This is a genomic window from Paraburkholderia youngii, from assembly GCF_013366925.1.
GTDB classification, from domain to species: domain Bacteria; phylum Pseudomonadota; class Gammaproteobacteria; order Burkholderiales; family Burkholderiaceae; genus Paraburkholderia; species Paraburkholderia youngii.
The window spans coordinates 6,564,967-6,585,475 of sequence record NZ_JAALDK010000001.1 but is presented as its reverse complement, the minus strand read 5'-3'; the positions used below and the strand labels follow the sequence as shown (position 1 = coordinate 6,585,475).

The following is a 20,509-nucleotide window of genomic DNA, read 5'->3' as shown; positions in this document are numbered from 1 at the left end:
AAGAAATTGACTAGAAATGTGACGTGAGCGCGGTTTGAGTCGACGCACGGATTCGCGTGATGCGCATTCCATGCTGCCGATTGAAGCCTTCGAGCCTGGCGGGCGGCCGGCGAATGCGGATTCGCGGTACCCGTCGCAACGCTCCTCGAAGACGAACGGCGATTGTAGCAAATCGACATGACTTCGGCGTGCGCGGGATGGCGTGGCGCGCTGGTTCAGATCGGCAGCAGTCCCAGCATCGGCGCGAGCAGCACCATCGCGACGCCGGCGATCATCATCGTCAGGCTGGACACCACGCCCTCCTCGCTGCCGATCTCGCGTGCCTTGGCGGTGCCGACGCCGTGCGCGGCCGCGCCGAACAGCGCGCCGCGCGCGAGCCGCGTGCGCAGCGGCATGAACGCGAGCACGAGTTCGCCGAACAGCATGCCGCAGACGCCCGTCGCGATCACGAACAGCGCGCTCAGGTCCTTCGGCGCGCGAATCCGGTCGGACACGGCGAGCGCGAACGGCGTCGACACCGAGCGTGTCATCAGGCTGCGCTGCAATTCCGGCGACAGATGCAGCAGCTTCGCGAGCATCAGAGAGCCGCCGACGCCGACCAGAATGCCCACCGTCACGCCGACGGACAGCGAGATCCAGTGGCGCTTCAGCAGTGCGCGGTACTCGTAGATCGGCACGGCGAACGCGACCGTCGCGGGGCCGAGCAGCCACATCAGCCAGCGCGTGTCCTCGAAGTACAGCGAATACGGAATGTGCGCGAGCGCGACGATCGCAACGAGCGCGGCCGGCACGGTCAGCATCGGCGTGAGCCACGGCGAGCGCACGCGCGCATACAACGCCTTCGACGCGAAATACAGCGCGATCGTCAGCACGAGGCAGCCTGCCGCGATCAGGCGAGAGGCGTCGTCGGCCAGCAGCGAAGCGAAAAAGTGCGGGTTCATCGGCGCTCGCGCGACAGACTGCCTGCCTCGCGCGCAACCCGCACCCGGCGCAGCGCGAAACGTCGTTCGACGCGCGCGGCCTGATCGACGGCGAACGCCACCGCGACCATCACCATCAGCGTGCCGGCGATCACGACCAGCGCGAGGCGCCAGCCGTCCGCGCGGAACAGGCCGCCGTATTGCACGGCGGCGACCGCGGCCGGAATGAAGAACAGCAGCATGTCGGACAGCAGCCAGTCCGCGCCGGCCTTGACCCAGCGCGGCGCGACGCCGCCGCCGAACAGCAGCGCGAGCAGCACGACGAGGCCGAGCACGCCGCCCGGCACCGGCAGATGCAGCCGGCGCACGATGAAATCCGCGCCCATCCACAGCACGGCGATCGCGGCGCTTTGCACGGCGATGCGTGCAACCCGGCCGAAGCCACCCGCGCCGCCGCTCGAACCGCCATCGGCGGGAGGCACGAAACGGGCGAAAACTGGGGCGGACATGGCATTCCCTGGCTGACTCGGAAGGCACTCAGTATGGGGCGCATCGCGCCATAAACAAAATGACTTACAATCATCGAAACCATTCCAAACTGGAATTCTGGAGGCCGCGATCATGGAACTCCGCGCGCTGCGCTATTTCGTCGAAGTGGTCCGTCAACAGAGCTTCACGGTCGCCGCCGAGCAGATGTTCGTCACGCAGCCGACCATCAGCAAGATGGTCAAGTCGCTGGAAGATGAAATCGGCTCGCCGCTGCTGCTGCGCGACGGCCGTCAGATGGTGCTGACCGACGTCGGCCGGATCGTCTATCAGCGCGGCCAGGACGTGCTCGCCGCGCACGCGCAACTGCAGGCCGAACTGAACGATCTCGACACCCTTGGGCGCGGTGAACTCGCAATCGGCATCCCGCCGATGGGCGGCGAGCTCTTCACCCCCGCAATCGCCGCGTTCCGCCAGCGCTATCCGAAGATCGAACTGAAGCTGTTCGAGCAGGGATCGCGCGCGATCGAAGCCGCGCTGATCAACGGCGAGCTGGAACTCGGCGGGGTGCTGCAGCCGGTCGATCCCGACAACATCGACGTGCTGCCAATGTCGCGCCAGTTGCTGTGGCTCGTCGCGCGCACCGGCTCGCGCTGGGATGCGTTGAACGAGGTGCCGCTCGCGCAGCTCGCGAACGAGCCGTTCGTGTTTTACGGCGAGAGCCTCGCGTTGAACGACGTCGTGCTGAACGCGTGCCGCGCGGCGGGGTTTGCGCCGGCTATCGTCGGGCGTAGCGGGCACTGGGACTTCATGGCGGCGCTGGTGCTGGCCGGCGTCGGCATCGCGCTGCTGCCGGCGCCCTATTGCCGCCGGCTCGACCCCGCGCAGTTCACCTGCCGACCGGTCGTCGAACCGGAGATCCCGTGGGAAATGGCGATCGGCTGGCGCCGCAACGGCTATCTGTCGCACGCGGCGCGCGCATGGCTCGACGTCGCGCGCGAAACGCTGCCGACGCACGTCAGCGACGATTTCATGCTCGGACCGGGAATCGGCTTCAACGGAATCGCAGCGCCGGACGAAGCTTAGCTACCCGCACACGAGTGACGCGCGGCGGGCGGTTGCATTGCGCCGCCGCGTTTCCCGAACCCGTCGTCAGCGGCGATCAAACCGCCTGCGCCGAGATCCCCGCTCCCTGTCGCCGGCTCGCCGCGATCAGCTCCGCCGCCCGTTCGCCGATCATCACCGTCGGCGAATTGGTGTTGCCGCCTATCAGTGTCGGCATCACCGACGCATCGACGATCCTCAACCCCGTTACGCCGCGCACGCGCAATTGCGGATCGACGACCGAGCGCGCGTCGCCGCCCATCCGGCAGGTCGCGACCGGGTGATAGATCGTGTCCGCGCGCTCGGCGATCGTCTGGCGCAGTTCGGCGTCCGATTGCCCCGGCCGCGTGTACAACTCCTCGCCGCCATGAAGCGCGAGCGACGGCGCGTCGAGAATGCGCCGCGCGATCTTCGCGCCCTCGACGAGCAGATCGAGGTCGCGCGCATCGCTCAGAAAGCGCGGATCGATCAGCGGCGCGACACGCGCATCGGCGCTCGCGAGCGTCACGGAGCCGCGGCTATGCGGACGCAGCACGCACACGTGCAGCGAATAGCCGTGGCCCCAGTGCATATGGCGGTTGTGATCGTCGACGATCGCCGCGCAGAAATGCAATTGCAGATCGGGCCGCTCGAGCGTCGGCCGGGTCTTCAGAAACCCGCCCGCCTCGGCGACGTTGCTCGACAGCATGCCGCGCTCGTGCCGCATGAACGTGACGAATTGCGGCAGCATCCGCGCGATGCCGCGCACCGAAAAACCGACCGGCTCGATCGACCTCACCCGCTTGTTGATCGTGAAATCGATGTGATCGGTCAGGTTCTGGCCGACTTCGGGTGCATCGTGCAGCACGTCGATGCCGAGCGAGCGCAAATGCGCGGCCGGCCCGATACCCGAGCACATCAGTAGTTGCGGCGAGTTGAACGCGCCCGCGGCGAGCACGACCTCGGCGCGCGCGGCGAGCGTTTCGATCCGGCCGCCGCGCGCGATCTCGACGCCGCTCGCGCGCTTGCCGTCGAACACGACGCGCAGCACGGTTGCATCGGCGATCGCATGCAGGTTCGCGCGCGGCCGGTCGTAGATATACGCGCGCGCAACGCTGCAGCGGCGTCCGTCGCGCTGCGTGACCTGATAGAAACCGATGCCTTCCTGGTCCGCGCCGTTGAAATCGTCGTTCGCCTTGTAGCCCGCTTCGAGCGCGGCCTGCACGAAGCGCTTTGAAAACGGATTCTTGAAGCGCAGATCGGACACCGTCAGCGGACCGGCCTCGCCATGCCACGCATCGGCGCCGCGCTCGTTGTCTTCGGCGCGGCGGAAATACGGCAGCACCTCGGCCCACGACCAGCCGTCGCAGCCGAGCCGCGCCCACTCGTCGTAATCGAGCGGATGGCCGCGCGTATAGATCATCGCGTTGATCGCGCTCGATCCGCCGAAACCGCGGCCGCGCGGCTGATAGCCCTGGCGACCGGCGAGCCCCGGCTGCGGCGTGGTCAGGTAGCCGTAGTTGGTCTTCAGCCGGTTCGGCACCACGGCCGCGACGCCGACCGGCATGTTCACCAGCAGATTGCGCTCGGTATGCGGACCGGCTTCGATCAACGCGATGGTCGCGTCGGGACAGCTATCCGCGAGACGGCTCGCGAGCGTGCAGCCACCCGAGCCCGCACCGACGATGATGTAGTCGTATTGCATGCGCTCCTCCTGATGGGCCGCGTTGCTCGCGGACCCTGTCTCGTGCACACTTGTCTACGTGTGTTTTCTGCGCATTGTAGGGAGCGTTTTGGGGCTGCGGCGGCTTACTGACAGAACGATTCCTCTAAACGCCGGCGGCATCGCGCCCCTATGATGAAAGGCGCGCACGGGCCGCGCGCGGCACGCAAACACGGCGCGGCGCGCGCCTTTCTCGCTCATCCGGCATCACGCGCGGCGCCCGAACAAATGCGTCGAAACACATCGCGGATGCCGTCGGCAAAGCGGCGCACAATAGCGAAAGCACGGAGACAGCAGATGGAACGGCACGGCTTCGGCCAGACTCACGAGGTGACGAATCAGGCGCCTGCGCTCGCGGACTACAACCTGTTCGCGAGCGACGCCGCCTTGAGCGCGGCCGTCGATCGCGACGGCGCGAGCTGGCATCGCGAGGCGCTGCTGCGACATGGCGCGGCGCTGACGACGCCCGACACGCTCGCGCTCGCCGATCTCGCCAACCGTCATACACCGGAGCTGGTCACGCATAGTCCGCGCGGCGAGCGCATCGACGCGCTCGAGTTTCATCCCGCGTGGCACGAACTGCTCGTGCTGCTGCGCCGCGAAGGACTGCACGCGCTGCCGTTTTCCGATCCGCGAAGCGGCGCGATGGCCGCGCGCTGCGCCGGCTACTTCATGCATGCGCAGATCGAATCCGGCTCGCTGTGTCCGCTGACGATGACCTTCGCGAGCATTCCGGTGTTGCAGCGCGAGTCCGCGTTGTTCGACACACTGCGCGAGCAGTTGTACACGCGCGAGCACGATCCGCGCGACGTGCCGCTCACGCAGAAGCGCTCGATGATGATCGGCATGGGCATGACCGAGAAACAGGGCGGCTCCGACGTGCGCAGCAACCAGACGCGAGCGCATGCGCTCGACGCTGCCGGCGGGCGCGGCGGCGCCTACGGGCTCATCGGTCATAAGTGGTTTTTCTCGGCGCCGCAATGCGACGCGCATCTGGTGCTCGCGCGCACCGGCACGCACGAGGGACTGTCGTGCTTCTTCGTGCCGCGCTTCGCGCCAGACGGCAGCAAGAACGCGGTGCAGATCCAGCGCCTGAAGGACAAGCTCGGCAACCGCTCCAACGCAAGCAGCGAAGTCGAATTTCTCGACGCATACGGCGTGATGATCGGCGACGAAGGACGCGGCGTGCCGACCATCATCGAGATGGCGAACTACACGCGGCTCGACTGCGTGATCGGCAGCGCCGCGCTGATGCGCGCCGCGCTCGTGCAGGCGATCCATCATGCGCGGCATCGCAGCGCGTTCGGCCGGCACCTTGCCGAGCAGCCGCTGATGCGCAACGTGCTTGCCGATCTCGCGCTCGAATCGGAAGCGGCGACGGTGCTGTTCATGCGTCTCGCACGCGCCTTCGAGGAATCCGCCGACGCGTCGTCGGCTTCATCGGCCGAACGCGCGTGGCGGCGCATCGTTACGCCGGCCGCGAAGTACTGGGTCTGCAAGCGCGCGCTCGAATTCACCGGTGAGGCGATGGAAGTGTGGGGCGGCAACGGCTACGTCGAAACCGGGCCGATGGCGCGCTTCTATCGCGAGGCGCCGGTCAACTCGATCTGGGAAGGCTCGGGCAACGTGATGTGCCTCGACGTGCTGCGCGCGATGGAGCGCGAGCCGCAAGCCGCGCAAGCGCTGTTCGCCGCCTGGCAGGACGTCGCGCGCGCGCATCCGGCGTTGGGGACGGCGCTCGCGCGTCTCGCCGCAACGCTGAACGGGCCAGCCGAACAGCGCGAGGCGTCGGCACGACGTATCGCGCAGCAGATCGTGCTGCTCGCCCAGGCGACGCTGCTCGCCCAGCACGCGCCCGCGGCGGTCGCCGCCGCGTTCATCGCGACGCGTGTCGCCGACGGCTGCGGCGAAAGCGGTCGCGTGTATGGCACGCTGCCGGCCACGTTCGATCACGCGGCGATCATCGAGCGCGCCTTTCCCACGTAAGCGCGGCGGGTCCGCAAACCTCGAGCGCTCCGCTCGCAACACCGACGCAAGCTCAAACCAATAAGCGCGTTCAACGCGCATCGTCATCCATCAGGGAGTGGACTCACATGAAGAATGATCTGGCGGGAGTCGCCGCGCTCGAAGCGCTGCTGCGCGATCAACGTCACGCGCATCTGCGCGCGCCGTATCCGTCGTGGGACACGCGCGCGACGCATCTGCGCGCGCTGCGCAAGCTGATGCTCGACAATCGCAACGCGCTCGCCGATGCGATGCACGCGGACTTCGGCAATCGCGCGAAGCAAGAAGTGCTGCTCGCCGAATTCCTGCTCGTGAAGGAAGAGATCGACGCCGCGCTGCGTCACGGCAAGCGCTGGATGAAAGCGCAGCGCCGCCGCACCAACAAATGGCTGCTGCCGGCGCGCGCGAAGGTGGTGCCGCAGCCGCTCGGCGTGGTCGGCATCATCGTGCCGTGGAATTACCCCGTGTTGCTCGCGGTCGGGCCGTTGATCAGCGCGCTGACGGCCGGCAATCGCGCGATCATCAAGATGTCCGAGCTGACGCCGCGCACCTCGGCGCTATTCGAGTTGCTGATCGGCCAGACCTTCGCGCGCAATCACGTCGCGGTCGTCAACGGCGACGCGGCGCTCGCGGCCGCGTTCAGCGCGCAGCCGTTCGATCATCTGCTGTTCACCGGCTCGACGAAGGTCGGCCACGAAGTGATGCGCGCGGCGGCCGAGCATCTGACGCCGGTCACGCTCGAACTCGGCGGCAAGTCGCCGGCGCTGATCGGCGCGCATGCGCGTTTCGACAACGCGGTCGACAACCTGATCGCCGGCAAGACGCTGAATGCCGGGCAGACCTGCATCGCGCCCGACTACGTGCTGGTGCCGCGCGGCAAGGAGCAGGCGTTCATCGAACGGGCGCGCGTGCGAATGGCGAGGATGTACCCGAATTTCGCGCAGAACCCGGACTACACGTCGATCATTTCGGCGCGGCACTTCGAGCGGCTCGAACGTCTCGCGGACGAAGCGCGGGCTGCGGGTGCGCAGTTGCATGCGCTGACCGACGCGACGCCCGATGCCGCGAGCCGGCGCTTTCCGCTGATCGCCGTGACCGGCGCGCCGAACGAATGCGCGCTGATGCAGGAGGAGATTTTTGGGCCGCTGTTGCCGCTCGTGCCGTATGACACGCTCGATGATGCGATCGCATGGATCAATGCGCGGCCGCGGCCGCTGGCGCTTTATCTCTATGCCGACGATGCGCGGACTATTGAGCGTGTCACGCTCGAAACTATTGCCGGTGGCATGGCGATTAATGAGACGCTGATGCAGCTTGCCTGTGAGAGTTTGCCTTTCGGCGGCGTTGGGGCGAGTGGGATGGGGGCGTACCACGGGTATGAGGGGTTCGTTACTTTTTCGAAGATGAAGCCTGTGCTCATGCAGGCGCGCCTCAACGCGCGTGGGCTGATCTCGCCGCCGTATGGGAGACGCGTGAATGCGTTGTTGAAGTTGATGATGAGGTTTTGATTTTGACCTTCGGCGGGGTGAGGGCTTTGGCCGCTTTCCATCTTTGCGAACGGCAAGGGCGGCAACTTGAATATCGCGTCATATTTGCGAATCAATAATCAGGAATCTTTCCGTAACCGCATAGGAAAGACACGAACAGCGCCGGCTGCTGGAAGTCCTGGTCCATATCGGGGAAGACTACCGGCGCATCAATGACTGCGATCACGAACTGTTCACCGCTCTGAGGCTCGACGCGAAGGACCTTCCGAACCGGCGACTCACGCGTCGTGATGTGGCAGACCTTCTCGACGACGTGGCACAAAGCGCAGGCGACAGTCTGGCGGCTTTGAGCGCTCTCGCGACGAAGCACGAACGCGTTGATCCCTGACGGCAAAGGCGGGCCGATGCCGCCTTTCCGTCTGCGTCGCAGTAAAACCGGTAGTCAGCTGACGGATATTCGAATCCACATATTTCCGAAAAAAAACGTCCATCAGACCGATCCGATTTTCGAAAATCCGTTGTCATCGCGCATTCATTAACATTGCCTGACAGATCTGAAAAGCATGTTGGCCTATCTTCGGAAGATAGCCAAAAAAAGCGTCATGCAAAATGAATAAGAATATCTTCCGGCTGGTATTCAGCCGCTGTCGGGGCATGCTCGTTGCCGTCGCAGAAACAGCCGTCGCCCACGGCCGGGCCGGTGACGGCGGAACCCGCACGCCTCGCACTCCGGTTTCCATCATGCAGTTCGCGGCGCGCCACGTGGCCTTTGCCGTGCTGGTGCTCGCCGGATTCGCTCCCGCTCTGTCGGACGCACAGATCGTCCCCTCTGGCGCGAACGCGCCGAACGTGATCAGTACGGCGAACGGGTTACCACAGGTGAACGTGAACCGGCCCTCGGGGAGTGGTGGCGTATCACTGAATACCTATTCGCAATTTGACGTCTCACGTTCAGGCGCGATTCTGAACAATTCACCCGTGATAACGGGCACGCAGCAGGCCGGGCAGATCAACGGCAACCCGAACTTCGGGGCGAACCAGGCTGCACGCATCATCGTGAACCAGGTCAACAGCAGCGCGGCGAGTCAGATCAACGGCATGCTCGAAGTGGCAGGACAACGCGCAGAGGTGGTGATAGCTAACGGTTCCGGCATTTCGGTGAACGGCGGCGGCTTTCTGAATACCTCGCGCGCCGTTCTGACGACAGGCACGCCGAACTTTGCCCCGGATGGTTCGCTCACCGGTTTTAATGTGACTCGCGGCAACATCACCGTGCAGGGAGCGGGACTCGACGGCTCGACTGTGGATCAGGTTGACCTGCTGGCCCGAGCGGTGCAGATCAATGCGGAGGTGTACGCCGGGAAAAACCTGAATGTCATCACCGGCGCAAACCAGATCGGTCACGACTCACTGGCGTTCACGCCGATTGCGGGCGACGGACCCGCACCGGCCGTCTCGATTGACGTGAGCCGGCTGGGCGGCATGTACAGCGGGCGGATTTTTCTGGCGAGCAACGAGTACGGTGTAGGTGTTTCGAACCAGGGCGTAATCGCCGCGCAGGCGGGCGACCTGACGCTGCAATCGAACGGCCTGCTGTCCCTTACCGGCAAGACCAGCGCGAGCGGCAATCTTGCCGCCACCGCTGGCGATATCCAGAACAGCGGCACGACCTACGCGCAGCAAAGCGCGACGCTTTCGGCCAGCGGTACGGTCACGAACAGCGGCATGGTGGCCGCGCAGCAAAATACGACCGTCAACGCCGCCAGCGTGAATTCAACCGGCACGCTTGCGGCCGGCGTGAACGGCGACGGCTCGCTCGCGCAGACCGGCGACCTGAATGTAAGCGCATCCGGCGCTGTCACCTCAACCGGCCGCAATGTGGCAGGCGGCAATGCGAGCGTGAGCGGCGCGGCGGTCAATCTCGCGGGCGCGACCAGTTCGGCGAATGGCGCGCTTTCACTCGCTGCGAACAGCGGTGACCTGAACCTGTCGGGCGCGACCACGACGGCGGGCGGCACGCTCGACGCTCGTGCGGCAGGCACACTCACGAACGACAGCGGCGCAATGTCGTCGGGCGGCGCACAGACCATCACGGCTGGCGCACTCTCGAACCGCAACGGCCAGATCGTTTCGGGTGGTCCGCTGACGGCTAACGTGACAGGTGCTGTGTCGAACGCGGGCGGCACGATGCAGGCGGCGGGGGCGCTAACGGCGAACGCAGGCAGCCTCGACAATACGGCAGGACACATCGCCTCACTCAATGGCGATGGCCTGAGCGTCTTCACGACGGGCCTGCTGAACAACGGCGCGGGCGGCACCATCGGCGGCAACGGGAGCGTGACCGCGCAGGCCGGGCAGCTTGCCAACGCGGGCTCGATCACGGCAGTGCAGTCGCTGATCGCCCGCGCCGTGCAGACGCTATTCAATGGTGGCATCCTGGCCGCCAACGGCAACACGACCGTCTCGGCGGGCACGGTGCTGACCAGTTCCGGCACGATCGCAGCCGGCCAGCTGGCGAGCGCAAGTGCCACGACAATCGACAACAGCTCGGGCGCGATCAGCGCGAATCAGATTGCGCTGCACGGAACGAATCTCGTCAACCACGGCGGCACGATCACGCAGACCGGAACCGGCGCGACGACGCTCGACGTGACCGGTACGCTCGACAACTCGGCAGGCGGCACACTCCAGACCAACAGCACAGACCTGACTCTTGCACCGGCCGCGCTCGACAACGACGGCGGCACGATTACGCATGCGGGTACCGGCACGCTGACGATTACGCCGGGTAACGGTGCCGGGTCAATCTCGAACGTTCACGGAACGATCATCACCGCCGGTCAGATCGCCGCACAGGCCGGGAGTCTGAACAACGCGACGGGCGTGTTCGCCGCGCAGGGCAATATCGCGGCGAGCATCGCAGGCAATATCAACAATACGCAGGGCGCGATGCGCTCGCTCACGTCCCTCTCGCTCGCCAGTGGCGGCGTGCTGACGAATACGAACGGACAGATCCAGTCGGGCACGGGCGCGGCGGGCGATGCGGGCACGCTCGGCGTTCAGGCTGCGTCGATCGACAATACGAACGGTCTCATCAGCAACCTCGGCACGGGCGATGCGACCTTGCAGGGTGGCAGCCAGATCGTCAACAGCGGCGGTGTCATGACGGGTAACGGTAATGTGGCCGTCGACACGTCATCGCTCTCCAATACCCAGGGCGGTCAACTGAGCGGCGCGAGCCTCGCGGTTCAGGCGGATACCGTCGACAACAGCGGCGGCAGGATCGGTAGTTTTGCGGGCTGGACTGGCGACGTTGCCATCACGACGACCGGCGCGGTGACGAACGCGAACGGCCAGATTGGCGCGACGCATGATCTGTCCGTGAATGCCGCGACGCTGACGGGCGGTGGTACCTACAGCGCGGCTCATGACGTGGCAGTGAGCGTTCAGGGCGATTTCGCGCCCACGCCCGATGTGCAGTTCAACGCCGGTCATGACCTGTCCTTCACCCTGCCGGGCGCGTTCAGCAACGGCGCGCTGGTTGAGGCGGCGAACAACCTGAACGTCCATGCCGCCGATGTCCGGAACAGCGGTGTCATGATGGCGGGCGGCACGCTCGCGACGCATTCGAACACGCTGGAAAACGTGGGCGTGATGGTCGGCGGCAGCGTCTCGCTGAACGCCACGCAATCGATCACGAATGTCGGGCCGACCGCGCTGATCGGTGCGACGGACAGTAACGGCACGCTCGAACTGCTCGCGCCCGATATCGAGAACCGCGACGACACCACGACGACCGATACGCAGGCGACCACCGCGATTTACGGTCTCGGCAAGGTCGTGCTGGCGGGTGGAAAAAACGCGGACGGCAGTTATACCAACGCGAACCTGATCAACAACGTCTCGGCGCTGATCCAGTCCTCGGGCGACATGGGGCTGTACGCGACCCAGGTTACGAACACGCGGCGCGTGATGACGACCGACGGGGCCTACGCGGAGCCGCTGGACGCGAGTTCCCCGCTTGTCCAGGCGCTGGGTATCAGCCTGTCTGGCTGCGCGGCCATCGACATGGCGGCATGCGGTCCGGGCAATCCGCAGGTTCAGGGCCTCCAGTTTGATCCGAATGCTTCCAACTACGATCCCGCCGCCATCGCCGCGGCGCAGGCCCAGCCAGGTGGCATGCCGATCAATCCGCCGCACGGTGGCCAGTGGAACAGCACCTACCAGTACACGACCTATACGGGCGTGGCGCTCGCGAACCTCATCACGGGGATCAGCCCGCAGGCGCAGATCATCGCCGGGGGCAACCTCGATGCGTCGAACGTCGGCACGTTCCAGAACTACTGGAGCGCCGTTGCTGCGGCTGGCAGCATCGCCGCGCCCGTGACGCTCGACCAGAATAGCTGGCGCGGGCAACTTGCGCCCGGCCTGCAGGTAACCTATTCAGGCCAGTATCACTACAACAATTACGACAACACCGAATACAACTGGCAGTTGCCGTTCGGCAACGCGACGTTCGTGACCTCCAATCCGGGCGGCTACCAGGTCGCGCCGGCTGACATCCGCACCTACGCGCTGCCGAGCTACGAATCGACGTTTGTCGCAGGCAGCACGCTTTCCGGCACGGGCGTGAACATCGATAACACGGCGGGTAACGCCGGGATGCCTTTGCCCGGTCTTGTGCCCGGCCAGTCGCTGGGCGGCGTGACGGTTGGCGGCGTCAGCGGCGGCGGTCTGGTCAATGCGGTCATCGCCAGTGCGACTGCGCAGAATGTGCTGCAAAACCTCTCGATTTCCCAAGGCGGACTGTTCAGCCCCGCGAGCGCACCGGGCGCAACCTACCTGATCGAGACCAACCCGGCGTTCACGAACCAGAAGTCATTCATATCGAGCGACTACTACCTGCAACAGCTTGGCCTGAATCCGCAGACGACGGAGAAGCGCCTGGGCGATGGATTCTACGAACAGCAACTGGTCCGGAACCAGATTACGTCGCTCACCGGCAAGGCGGTACTCGGTCCGTACACCGACCTTCAGTCGATGTATCAGGCTCTGCTCGACGCGGGCGCGTCGCTGTCGAAGTCGCTCGATCTGCCGCTCGGCATGAGCCTGTCGGCTGAGCAGGTGGCCGCGCTCACGAGTAACGTCATCATCATGCAGACCGAGACCGTCAACGGCCAACAGGTACTCGTACCCGTCGTCTATCTCGCGAAGGCCAGCCAGCAGGACATGAACGGGCCGTTGATTGCGGCGACCGACATCGACCTTCAGAACACGCAGACGTTCACGAATAGCGGCACGATGCAGGCAGGCAATACGCTGTCGATCCAGGGCCAGCAGATCGACAACGCGTTCGGCAAGCTGCAAAGCGGCGGCCTGATGTCGCTGGCGACCACCGGCAATGTGGACCTGACCTCGGCCACGGTGAATGCAGGCAGCCTCGCGCTGAACGCGGGCGGCAACCTGTTGCTGAACACGGCGGTCAAGACCGTTGATCAGGCCAGCGCAACCGGCGCGACACGCAGCACGACCGCGCTTGGCCCGATTGCGAACCTGAACGTGGCGGGCGATGCCGTGATCGTCACGGCCGGCAACGTCGAGCAGAACGCGGGCAACCTGAACGTGGGCGGCAACCTCGGCATGGCCGTGGGCGGCAACTACGATCTCGGCTCGGTGCAGACCGGCGAGCATAAGGTGGTCGCGGGCGCGAACGGCGTATCGGATACCGACTTCAACCAGACGACAGGCAGTTCGATTAACGTAGGCGGCGTCTCGCAGATCGGCGTGGGCGGCAACCTGACCGCGACGGGCGCTGATATCAACCTGGGCGGTGGCGGGGCGGTTGCGGCGAACGGCGACGTCACGCTCCAGGCGGCGAAGGCGAACTCTACCGTCGACAGCAGCAGTTCCGGTAGCGATAGCCACGTCAGCTATTCAGCGTCGCAGCATACCTCGGCCGATACCCTGACAGGGACGACGCTCCATGCCGGAGATTCACTGACCGTCGCATCGGGCCACGACCTCAACCTCATCGGCAGCGCGATCAGTCTCGACCAGGGGACGGCGACGCTGGCGGCGGCGAACAACGTCAACATCGGTGCGGCCACCGCGACCTATGTCGACAATTCGCAGGAACAGCACAGCCACAGCAATATCGTGAGCGGCAAGGATGTGGCGAGTTCGAGCCACACCACCGCCACGCTCTCGCAGGGCAGCCTGGTTTCGGCAGACGCCGTGACTATCGCCAGTGGCAACGACATCAACGTCAAGGGCAGCACGATTGTCGGCACGAACGATGTCGCGCTCAGTGCTGCGCATGACGTGGATATCACGACGTCACAGGACACCATGCAGTCGTCCAGCAGCTATGAGGAGACGCGCACGGGCCTGGGGACGAGCGGCCTGAGCGTGACGGTCGGCACCAACAAGCTCGCGACGACCAGTGAGGCATCGGGTGTCACGAACAACGCGAGCACGGTCGGCTCGCTGAACGGCGACCTGTCGATCCAGGCGGGCAACACCCTGCACGTCACCGGTAGCGATCTTGTCGCAGGCAGGAACCTCGCTGGCACGGCGGCGAACGTCATCATCGACGCGGCCACCGATACCTCGCACCAGGCGCAGACGCAGAAGACCAGCAGCAGCGGCCTCACGATTGGTCTGGCGGGTTCGGTCGGCGATGCGATCAACAACGCGTATTCGGAAAGTCAGGCGGCGAAGAATTCGACCAGCACGGGCAATGACCGTGCGGCTGCGCTGCATAGCATTGCGGCGGCGGGCGATGTGGCGATAGCGGGTATGGGGGCGAAAACCCTGGCCGATGGTGGCAAGCCCGACATCGGCATCAAGGTCAGCATCGGATCGAGCAAAAGCGAAAGCCAGTCGTCGGAAGATCAGACGACGCAGCGGGGCTCCAGCGTGCAGGCAGGCGGCACGGCGGGATTCGTGGCAACGAATGGCGACCTGACTGTCGCCGGCTCGAACGTCAGCGCGAACGATGTCATTCTGGCGGCGAAAAACCAGGTGAACGTCATCAACACGACCGACACCGATTCGACGCGCAATTCGAACAGCTCCAGCAGTGCAAGCGTTGGCGTGCAGTACACGCTCGGCGGCGGCTTCGGCGTCTCGGCGGCGATGTCGAACGCGCATGGCGATGCGAACAGCGACGCGTCAGTCCAGAATGCTTCGCATGTAAACGGCGCGAACAGCGTCACGGTGATATCGGGCGGGGACACGAACGTCATCGGCTCGCAGATCCATGGCAGGCAGATCGCGGCCGACGTGGGCGGCAACCTGAATATTGTGAGTGTGCAGGATGTGACGAACAGTGCCGCACACCAGAGCAGCACGGGCGGCGGGTTCACAATCAGCCAGGGCGGCGGCAGTGCCAGCTTCAGCGCGCAGAACGGCCATGCCGATTCAAACTATGCAGGTGTCAACGAACAGGCCGGCATCAATGCGGGAGATGGCGGGTTCAACATCAACGTCAAGGGCAACACGGACCTGACGGGCGGCGTGATATCGAGCACGGCCGCCGCGTCGAACAACAGCCTGACGACCGGCACGCTCACGTTTAGCGATATCCAGAACCAGTCGCACTACAGCGCCAACAGCAACGGTATCAGTGCAGGCGTGGGCTTCGGTGGTAACACCGGCAAGGCAACGGGTCCGGGTTCTGTGAGTGGCACACCGGGCGTCTCGCCGATGATTTCGCAGAACGAAAGCGGCGACGAGAGCGCAACAACGCGCAGCGCGATCAGCGCAGGCGCGATCAACGTGACGAACGGTGCGGGCCAGACGCAGGACGTTGCAAACCTGTCGCGCGACACGACGGACACGAACGGCACGGTTGCGAAAACGCCGGACGTGAACGCGATCCTGAACCAGCAGGCCGACACGATGCAGGCTGCACAGGCGGCGGGTCAGACGGTGTCGCAAGGCATCGGCGCGTATGCGGACATGAAGCGTGATGAAGCGCTTGATGCGGCGAAAGCAGCCTACAAGAATGGCGACCTCGAAGGCGCGTCGGCAGCGCTGGCAGACTTCGATTCGTGGAGTGAGGGAGGCGATGCCAGAGCGGGCCTGCACCTCGCGGGCGGTGCGTTGATCGGTGGCTTGGGTGGCGGTGCGTTCGGTGCGGTGGGCGGCGCAGCAGGCGCGGCGATTTCTTCGAAACTGGCTGACCAGATGAAGGGACTCAGCGATTCGGTATCGGGTGCGGCCGGTTCGTCGCTGATCGGCAATCTGGCGGGGAATATTGCGTCGGGTCTTGCGGGCGCAGCGGTTGGTGGCACGGCGGGCGCGGCGATGGCATCGAACGTGAACCTGTACAACGCCGCGAACGACAAGAACGACACCGAGGCGAAGAAGGAGGCGCAGGAACTGAAGCAGGCGCTCGACAAGGAGCGCGCGATGCTGGGACAGGCAGGTGCCAAAGTGCCAGCGGGTACCCAGGCCGCGACCGTGCCTTCGACAGCGCTGGCTGCGGGGGCGGCTGGCAATGGAGCGAAGGCCACAAACACGGGCAAGGTTATTATCGACGGCAAGATTGGTGGCCAACTTGAGGCTCGGGGATGGACGCCGCAAGAGGTACAAGCGGTGGTCAATGAAGGACCTGTGGGAACGACGATGGATAATCGATCTGCAGGGAAAACGCCCGATGGGTTGTCTAGAAATGATCCCGCATCCGTTTATGGGTCGAAGAGCGGCTACGTTGTGGTCAACGACCGGACCGGCGAAGTTGTCCAGGCGAGCGGTAAGAACGATCCGGGCTGGATTCCCGATAGTCGAATTAACTGGAAGTGAGTTGCGATGAAGATTGATCTCCAACGACGCTACGATTCATCGGATGACTTTTTCTCGTTCGGTGGAAGCATTGTGATGAGGCTGTCCTCCGATGCAGCGATTGCGGTTTGCGAACGGGCTGCTCAACACGGCTTGGTTATCGCTAGGATCGAGGGAGGTATTTGGCATTCTCCCGGATTCGAAGCGAGGCTCGATTGCATTTGGGACGGAGTCGATCCGCCCGTGGACGTTGGTGCCGCGGAACAAAACAATCTAGCCGCGGCCGAGTTCATTCGCTCAGAGACCCCAGTTCACGATGTCTTTATTGTGACGGCCCCGCAAATGACAGGCTAATGAGCTCGACGAAGAGCATCCTAACCAACGTCTGTACCCATGATTTGTTGCCGCAAACAACGCACCCCTCGGCCTTGGGTCTACTGGACGGGCCGTCCCTAACAGCCTCCAGGAACAACTGGCTCTTGAACAGGCAATGTCGAATCCCACGGCAGGAGTACAGTTGCCTATTCCCTTGGGCGATTCTCGGTGGCCGGCTGCCGATGCTTGGGTGAAAATGTCGCAAAACGTGAATGGTGTCGAGATTCACTACGTCCGGAATATCAACTCCGGTGCCATTGACGATTTCAAATTCAAGTGCGAACTATGCGCATTCTTTGTCGATCGAATACAGGTGCAAGTCTTCCAGAGAGCGCGCGGTGCCTCGGTGAAACGGATAGGACAGAATTTGCACCGCTAAAAGTTGGCGACGAGTACATCGTCTACGGCTTGATGTTCCGATTCAGTCGTGTCGACTTTCTGGTGTGTCCGGACGGAATGGCCCCTTACTGGATGCCAAGCAATCTATTTGCGATCGCGGATTCAGGCCTTCCTGCATGGCAGATATGTTTGACGGGGCAGGTTCGTGACTACCAAGCGTTGATGGGGGCATTTGGTATTACCGCCTTTATCGGCTATGACGCCTTGGTTAATGACTATCAGCATTACGTTGGAATTCTGGAGCGTGATCCTGTTCAGCTTCAAAAATTCTTTGCCGCGAAGCATTCGGTAGATCAATGGCAAAACGCTCGTAGCGTTGACGGTCTGAGTTAGGTCCGGCGGAGCGCATCGGGCTTGATGGTGACGAGCAGCATGCTCAGCAAATTACGACAACAATTGCTGGGCGCCCGGCCGACGATATGAAGGCGTTCAGCGACTCGGTATCGGGCGCGACCGGTTCGTCCGACTCATATACTGACTGGAGACGCAACGGGCGGCGGTCATCAATGGCCAGGTGGTCTTGGTAAGTCAGTGTTTCCACAGGATTGGTCATCGTCGAAGATCATGAGTGCTGTTTCAGATATCACCACAGATCCGCCCGTTCCTGAAACGGTTCAAGCCAACGGCAGAATAGTTAAAAATGGCTCTGTCGATGGCATCGCCATTCGTGTGGTTATCGAGCCAGCTAGTAAAGGCGGTGGAATCGTTACGGCGTTCCCAACAAATGTTCCCAGAAATCCGAAATGACGAAGCAACCAGACCCTTATGATGAGATTGAGCGATTGATGCGTGAAGCTCTTGTGCAGGTTGAGAGAGAGATCTCTGAGCAAGATTGCAACGACGTTGCTGAATATATTGAGTTCGGTGAGTATGGAGTGGCTTATGAACTGCTGACTTGCGTTCTTGACAAGCAGCAGAGGGTTCACCCGGAATCATTGAAGACTGCCGGGAAAATGATGGGCATGAATAGCTGATGTATAAACAACAAACCCGGCGTTAGCCGGATTTGTTGTATGTAGCGTTAGCGGCCCAGGTCCTCGGGGTAATGTGGTTACCGCATGAGGTACAAGTGCAGCGGGAGTCGGGAAATGAAATTGGCACTAAATGATCGTCAGAAGCAAATCGTGAGCAGCTTGCGTGTCAAAGACGCAGGGAAGAACGCAGCGGCGTTCGATAACCTGGAAAAGGGAGAAATGACTTTCTCGGAGAATGGTGCGCTTTGTGGGCTCATCAACGCCGAGTTCATGATGGAAGGCATATTGCCGAACTTTGAGCCGAACGAGTATGGCCTAGAACTGGAGAGCTTGCTTGATTTGATCAACAGACCTCGATTGAGCTCATAGTCTTTGGACTATATCTATCAGACGTTGCAACGCGGCTCCAGCGTGCAGGCAAGCGGCACGGCGGGATTCGTGGCAACGAATGGCGACCTGACTATCGCCGGCTCGATGTCAGCGCGAACGATGTCATTCTGGCGGCGAAAAACCAGGTGAACGTCATCAACACGACCGACACCGATTCGACGCGTAGCTCGAACAGCTCCAGCAGTGCAAGCGTTGGTGTGCAGTACACGCTCGGCGGCGGCTTTGGCGTCTCGGCGGCGATGTCGAACGCGCATGGCGACGCGAACAGCGACGCGTCGATCCAGAACGCGTCACATGTGAACGGCGCGAACAGCGTCACGGTGATATCGGGCGGCGATACGAACATCATCGGCTCGCAGATCAACGGCAGGCAGATCGCGGCTGACGTGGGCGGCAACCTGAATATCGTGAGTGTGCAGGATGTGACGAACAGCGCCGCGCACCAGAGCAGCACGGGCGGCGGGTTCACAATCAGCCAGGGCGGCGGCAGCGCCAGCTTCAGCGCGCAGAACGGCCATGCCGATTCAAACTATGCAGGTGTCAACGAACAGGCTGGCATCAATGCGGGAGATGGCGGGTTCAACATCAACGTCAAGGGCAACACGGACCTGACGGGCGGAGTGATATCGAGCACGGCCGACGCGTCGAACAACAGCCTGACGACCGGCACGCTCACCTTCAGCGACATCCAGAACCAGTCGCACTACAGCGCCAACAGCAACGGTGTCAGTGCAGGCGTAGGCGTAGGCAACACCGGCAAGACAACGGGTCCGGGTTCTGTGAGTGGCACACCGGGCGTATCGCCGATGATTTCGCAGAACGAAAGCGGCGACGAGAGCGCAACAACGCGCAGCGCGATCAGCGCAGGCGCAATCAACGTGACGAACGGTGCGGGCCAGACGCAGGACGTGGCGAACCTGTCGCGCGACACGACGGACACGAACGGCACGGTTGCGAAAACGCCGGACGTGAACGCTATCCTGAACCAGCAGGCCGACACGATGCAGGCCGCGCAGGCGGCGGGTCAGACGGTATCGCAAGGCATCGGCGCGTATGCGGACATGAAGCGTGATGAAGCGCTTGATGCGGCGAAAGCAGCCTACAAGAATGGCGACCTCGAAGGCGCGTCGGCAGCGCTGGCAGACTTCGATTCGTGGAGTGAGGGAGGCGATGCCAGAGCGGGCCTGCACCTCGCGGGCGGTGCGTTGATCGGTGGCCTGGGTGGCGGTGCGTTCGGTGCGGTGGGCGGCGCAGCAGGCGCGGCGATTTCTTCGAAACTGGCTGACCAGATGAAGGGACTCAGCGATTCGGTATCGGGTGCGGCCGGTTCGTCGCTGATCGGCAATCTGGCGGGGAATATTGCGTCGGGTCTTGCGGGCGCAGCGGTTGGTGGCACGGCGGGCGCGGCGATGGCATCGAACGTGAACCTGTACAACGCCGCGAACGACAAGAACGACACCGAGGCGAAGAAGGAGGCGCAGGAACTGAAGCAGGCGCTCGACAAGGAGCGCGCGATGCTGGGACAGGCAGGTGCCAAAGTGCCAGCGGGTACCCAGGCCGCGACCGTGCCTTCGACAGCGCTGGCTGCGGGGGCGGCAGCGGCTGGCAAGGGTGCTAAGGACCCGAGTACACCTGTGGGAGTCAGCGGTAGTCCAATGGACGTGCCACGTGGGACAAATGCGCCCGCTACAATTGGCGGAGTTGATTACTCCGCTCATGCAATGGACCAGATGCAGGGTCGAGGTGTGCCGCCTTCAGTGGTGCAAAACACTATTGCAAACGGTGTTAACTACCCTACGCGTCCCGGAACAACCGGATACTATGATCCGGTGAACAACGTTCGGGTGGTCACGAATTCAAAGACTGGGCTGGTCGTCACAG

General features: G+C 63.5%; 13 protein-coding genes, 2 pseudogenes and 1 riboswitch. Of the genes and pseudogenes, 11 read left to right on the top strand and 4 right to left on the bottom strand.

Going from position 1 to position 20,509, the window contains the following annotated elements:
- Positions 1 to 18: 18 nt before the first annotated feature.
- Positions 19 to 153: riboswitch (S-adenosyl-L-homocysteine riboswitch) on the bottom strand.
- A 62-nt stretch (positions 154 to 215) separates the two neighbouring features.
- Positions 216 to 941 (bottom strand): LrgB family protein, encoded by a 726-nt coding sequence (locus G5S42_RS30000; protein WP_176110034.1) that lies wholly within the window; start codon positions 939 to 941, stop codon positions 216 to 218.
- A complete protein-coding gene (locus G5S42_RS29995; protein WP_176110033.1) occupies positions 938 to 1,429 on the bottom strand; it encodes a CidA/LrgA family protein in 492 nt (163 codons plus the stop codon). Before G5S42_RS29995 ends, G5S42_RS30000 begins: the two co-directional genes overlap by 4 nt.
- A 112-nt stretch (positions 1,430 to 1,541) precedes the next feature.
- On the opposite strand from G5S42_RS29995, the gene G5S42_RS29990 reads away from it, so the two are divergent.
- Positions 1,542 to 2,492 (top strand): LysR family transcriptional regulator, encoded by a 951-nt coding sequence (locus G5S42_RS29990; RefSeq protein ID WP_176110032.1) that lies wholly within the window; start codon positions 1,542 to 1,544, stop codon positions 2,490 to 2,492.
- A gap of 76 nt (positions 2,493 to 2,568) precedes the next feature.
- On the opposite strand, the gene G5S42_RS29985 is transcribed toward G5S42_RS29990, so the two are convergent.
- Positions 2,569 to 4,194, bottom strand: a complete 1,626-nt coding sequence (locus G5S42_RS29985; protein ID WP_176110031.1) for a GMC family oxidoreductase — start codon at positions 4,192 to 4,194, stop codon at positions 2,569 to 2,571.
- A 315-nt stretch (positions 4,195 to 4,509) separates the two neighbouring features.
- Here G5S42_RS29985 and G5S42_RS29980 point away from each other — a divergent pair, with 315 nt between their 5' ends.
- Complete coding sequence (locus G5S42_RS29980) at positions 4,510 to 6,198, top strand: isovaleryl-CoA dehydrogenase (protein ID WP_176110030.1); 1,689 nt, start codon at positions 4,510 to 4,512, stop codon at positions 6,196 to 6,198.
- Between the two features lie 107 nt (positions 6,199 to 6,305).
- A complete protein-coding gene (locus tag G5S42_RS29975; protein ID WP_176110029.1) occupies positions 6,306 to 7,724 on the top strand; it encodes a coniferyl aldehyde dehydrogenase in 1,419 nt (472 codons plus the stop codon).
- Between the two features lie 91 nt (positions 7,725 to 7,815).
- Here G5S42_RS29975 and G5S42_RS29970 read toward each other — a convergent pair whose 3' ends face one another.
- Positions 7,816 to 8,073, bottom strand: coding sequence for a hypothetical protein (locus tag G5S42_RS29970; RefSeq protein WP_176110028.1), 258 nt, complete (start codon positions 8,071 to 8,073; stop codon positions 7,816 to 7,818).
- A gap of 239 nt (positions 8,074 to 8,312) precedes the next feature.
- On the opposite strand from G5S42_RS29970, the pseudogene G5S42_RS46050 reads away from it, so the two are divergent.
- The 8 genes and pseudogenes from G5S42_RS46050 to G5S42_RS29935 form a co-directional block, all read left to right on the top strand.
- Positions 8,313 to 8,375 (top strand): annotated as a pseudogene (locus G5S42_RS46050) (ESPR-type extended signal peptide-containing protein); the annotation flags it as partial.
- Positions 8,376 to 8,444: 69 nt separating this feature from the next.
- Positions 8,445 to 16,511: a two-partner secretion domain-containing protein gene (locus G5S42_RS29965; RefSeq protein WP_446686557.1), complete on the top strand. Its 8,067-nt coding sequence runs from the start codon at positions 8,445 to 8,447 to the stop codon at positions 16,509 to 16,511.
- A 6-nt stretch (positions 16,512 to 16,517) separates the two neighbouring features.
- Complete coding sequence (locus tag G5S42_RS29960) at positions 16,518 to 16,844, top strand: colicin immunity protein (protein WP_176110026.1); 327 nt, start codon at positions 16,518 to 16,520, stop codon at positions 16,842 to 16,844.
- Between the two features lie 306 nt (positions 16,845 to 17,150).
- On the top strand, positions 17,151 to 17,597 hold the full coding sequence (locus tag G5S42_RS29955; RefSeq protein ID WP_176110025.1) for a hypothetical protein: 447 nt from the start codon (positions 17,151 to 17,153) through the stop codon (positions 17,595 to 17,597).
- Between the two features lie 198 nt (positions 17,598 to 17,795).
- Positions 17,796 to 18,011, top strand: a complete 216-nt coding sequence (locus tag G5S42_RS29950) for an EndoU domain-containing protein (RefSeq protein ID WP_176110024.1) — start codon at positions 17,796 to 17,798, stop codon at positions 18,009 to 18,011.
- Positions 18,008 to 18,238 (top strand): hypothetical protein, encoded by a 231-nt coding sequence (locus tag G5S42_RS29945; RefSeq protein WP_176110023.1) that lies wholly within the window; start codon positions 18,008 to 18,010, stop codon positions 18,236 to 18,238. Before G5S42_RS29950 ends, G5S42_RS29945 begins: the two co-directional genes overlap by 4 nt.
- A gap of 114 nt (positions 18,239 to 18,352) precedes the next feature.
- Entirely contained in the window at positions 18,353 to 18,607 is a 255-nt protein-coding gene (locus tag G5S42_RS29940; RefSeq protein WP_176110022.1) for a hypothetical protein, read from the top strand.
- An 18-nt stretch (positions 18,608 to 18,625) separates the two neighbouring features.
- Positions 18,626 to 20,133: pseudogene (locus G5S42_RS29935) on the top strand (hemagglutinin repeat-containing protein); the annotation flags it as partial.
- Between the last annotated feature and the right edge of the window lie 376 nt (positions 20,134 to 20,509).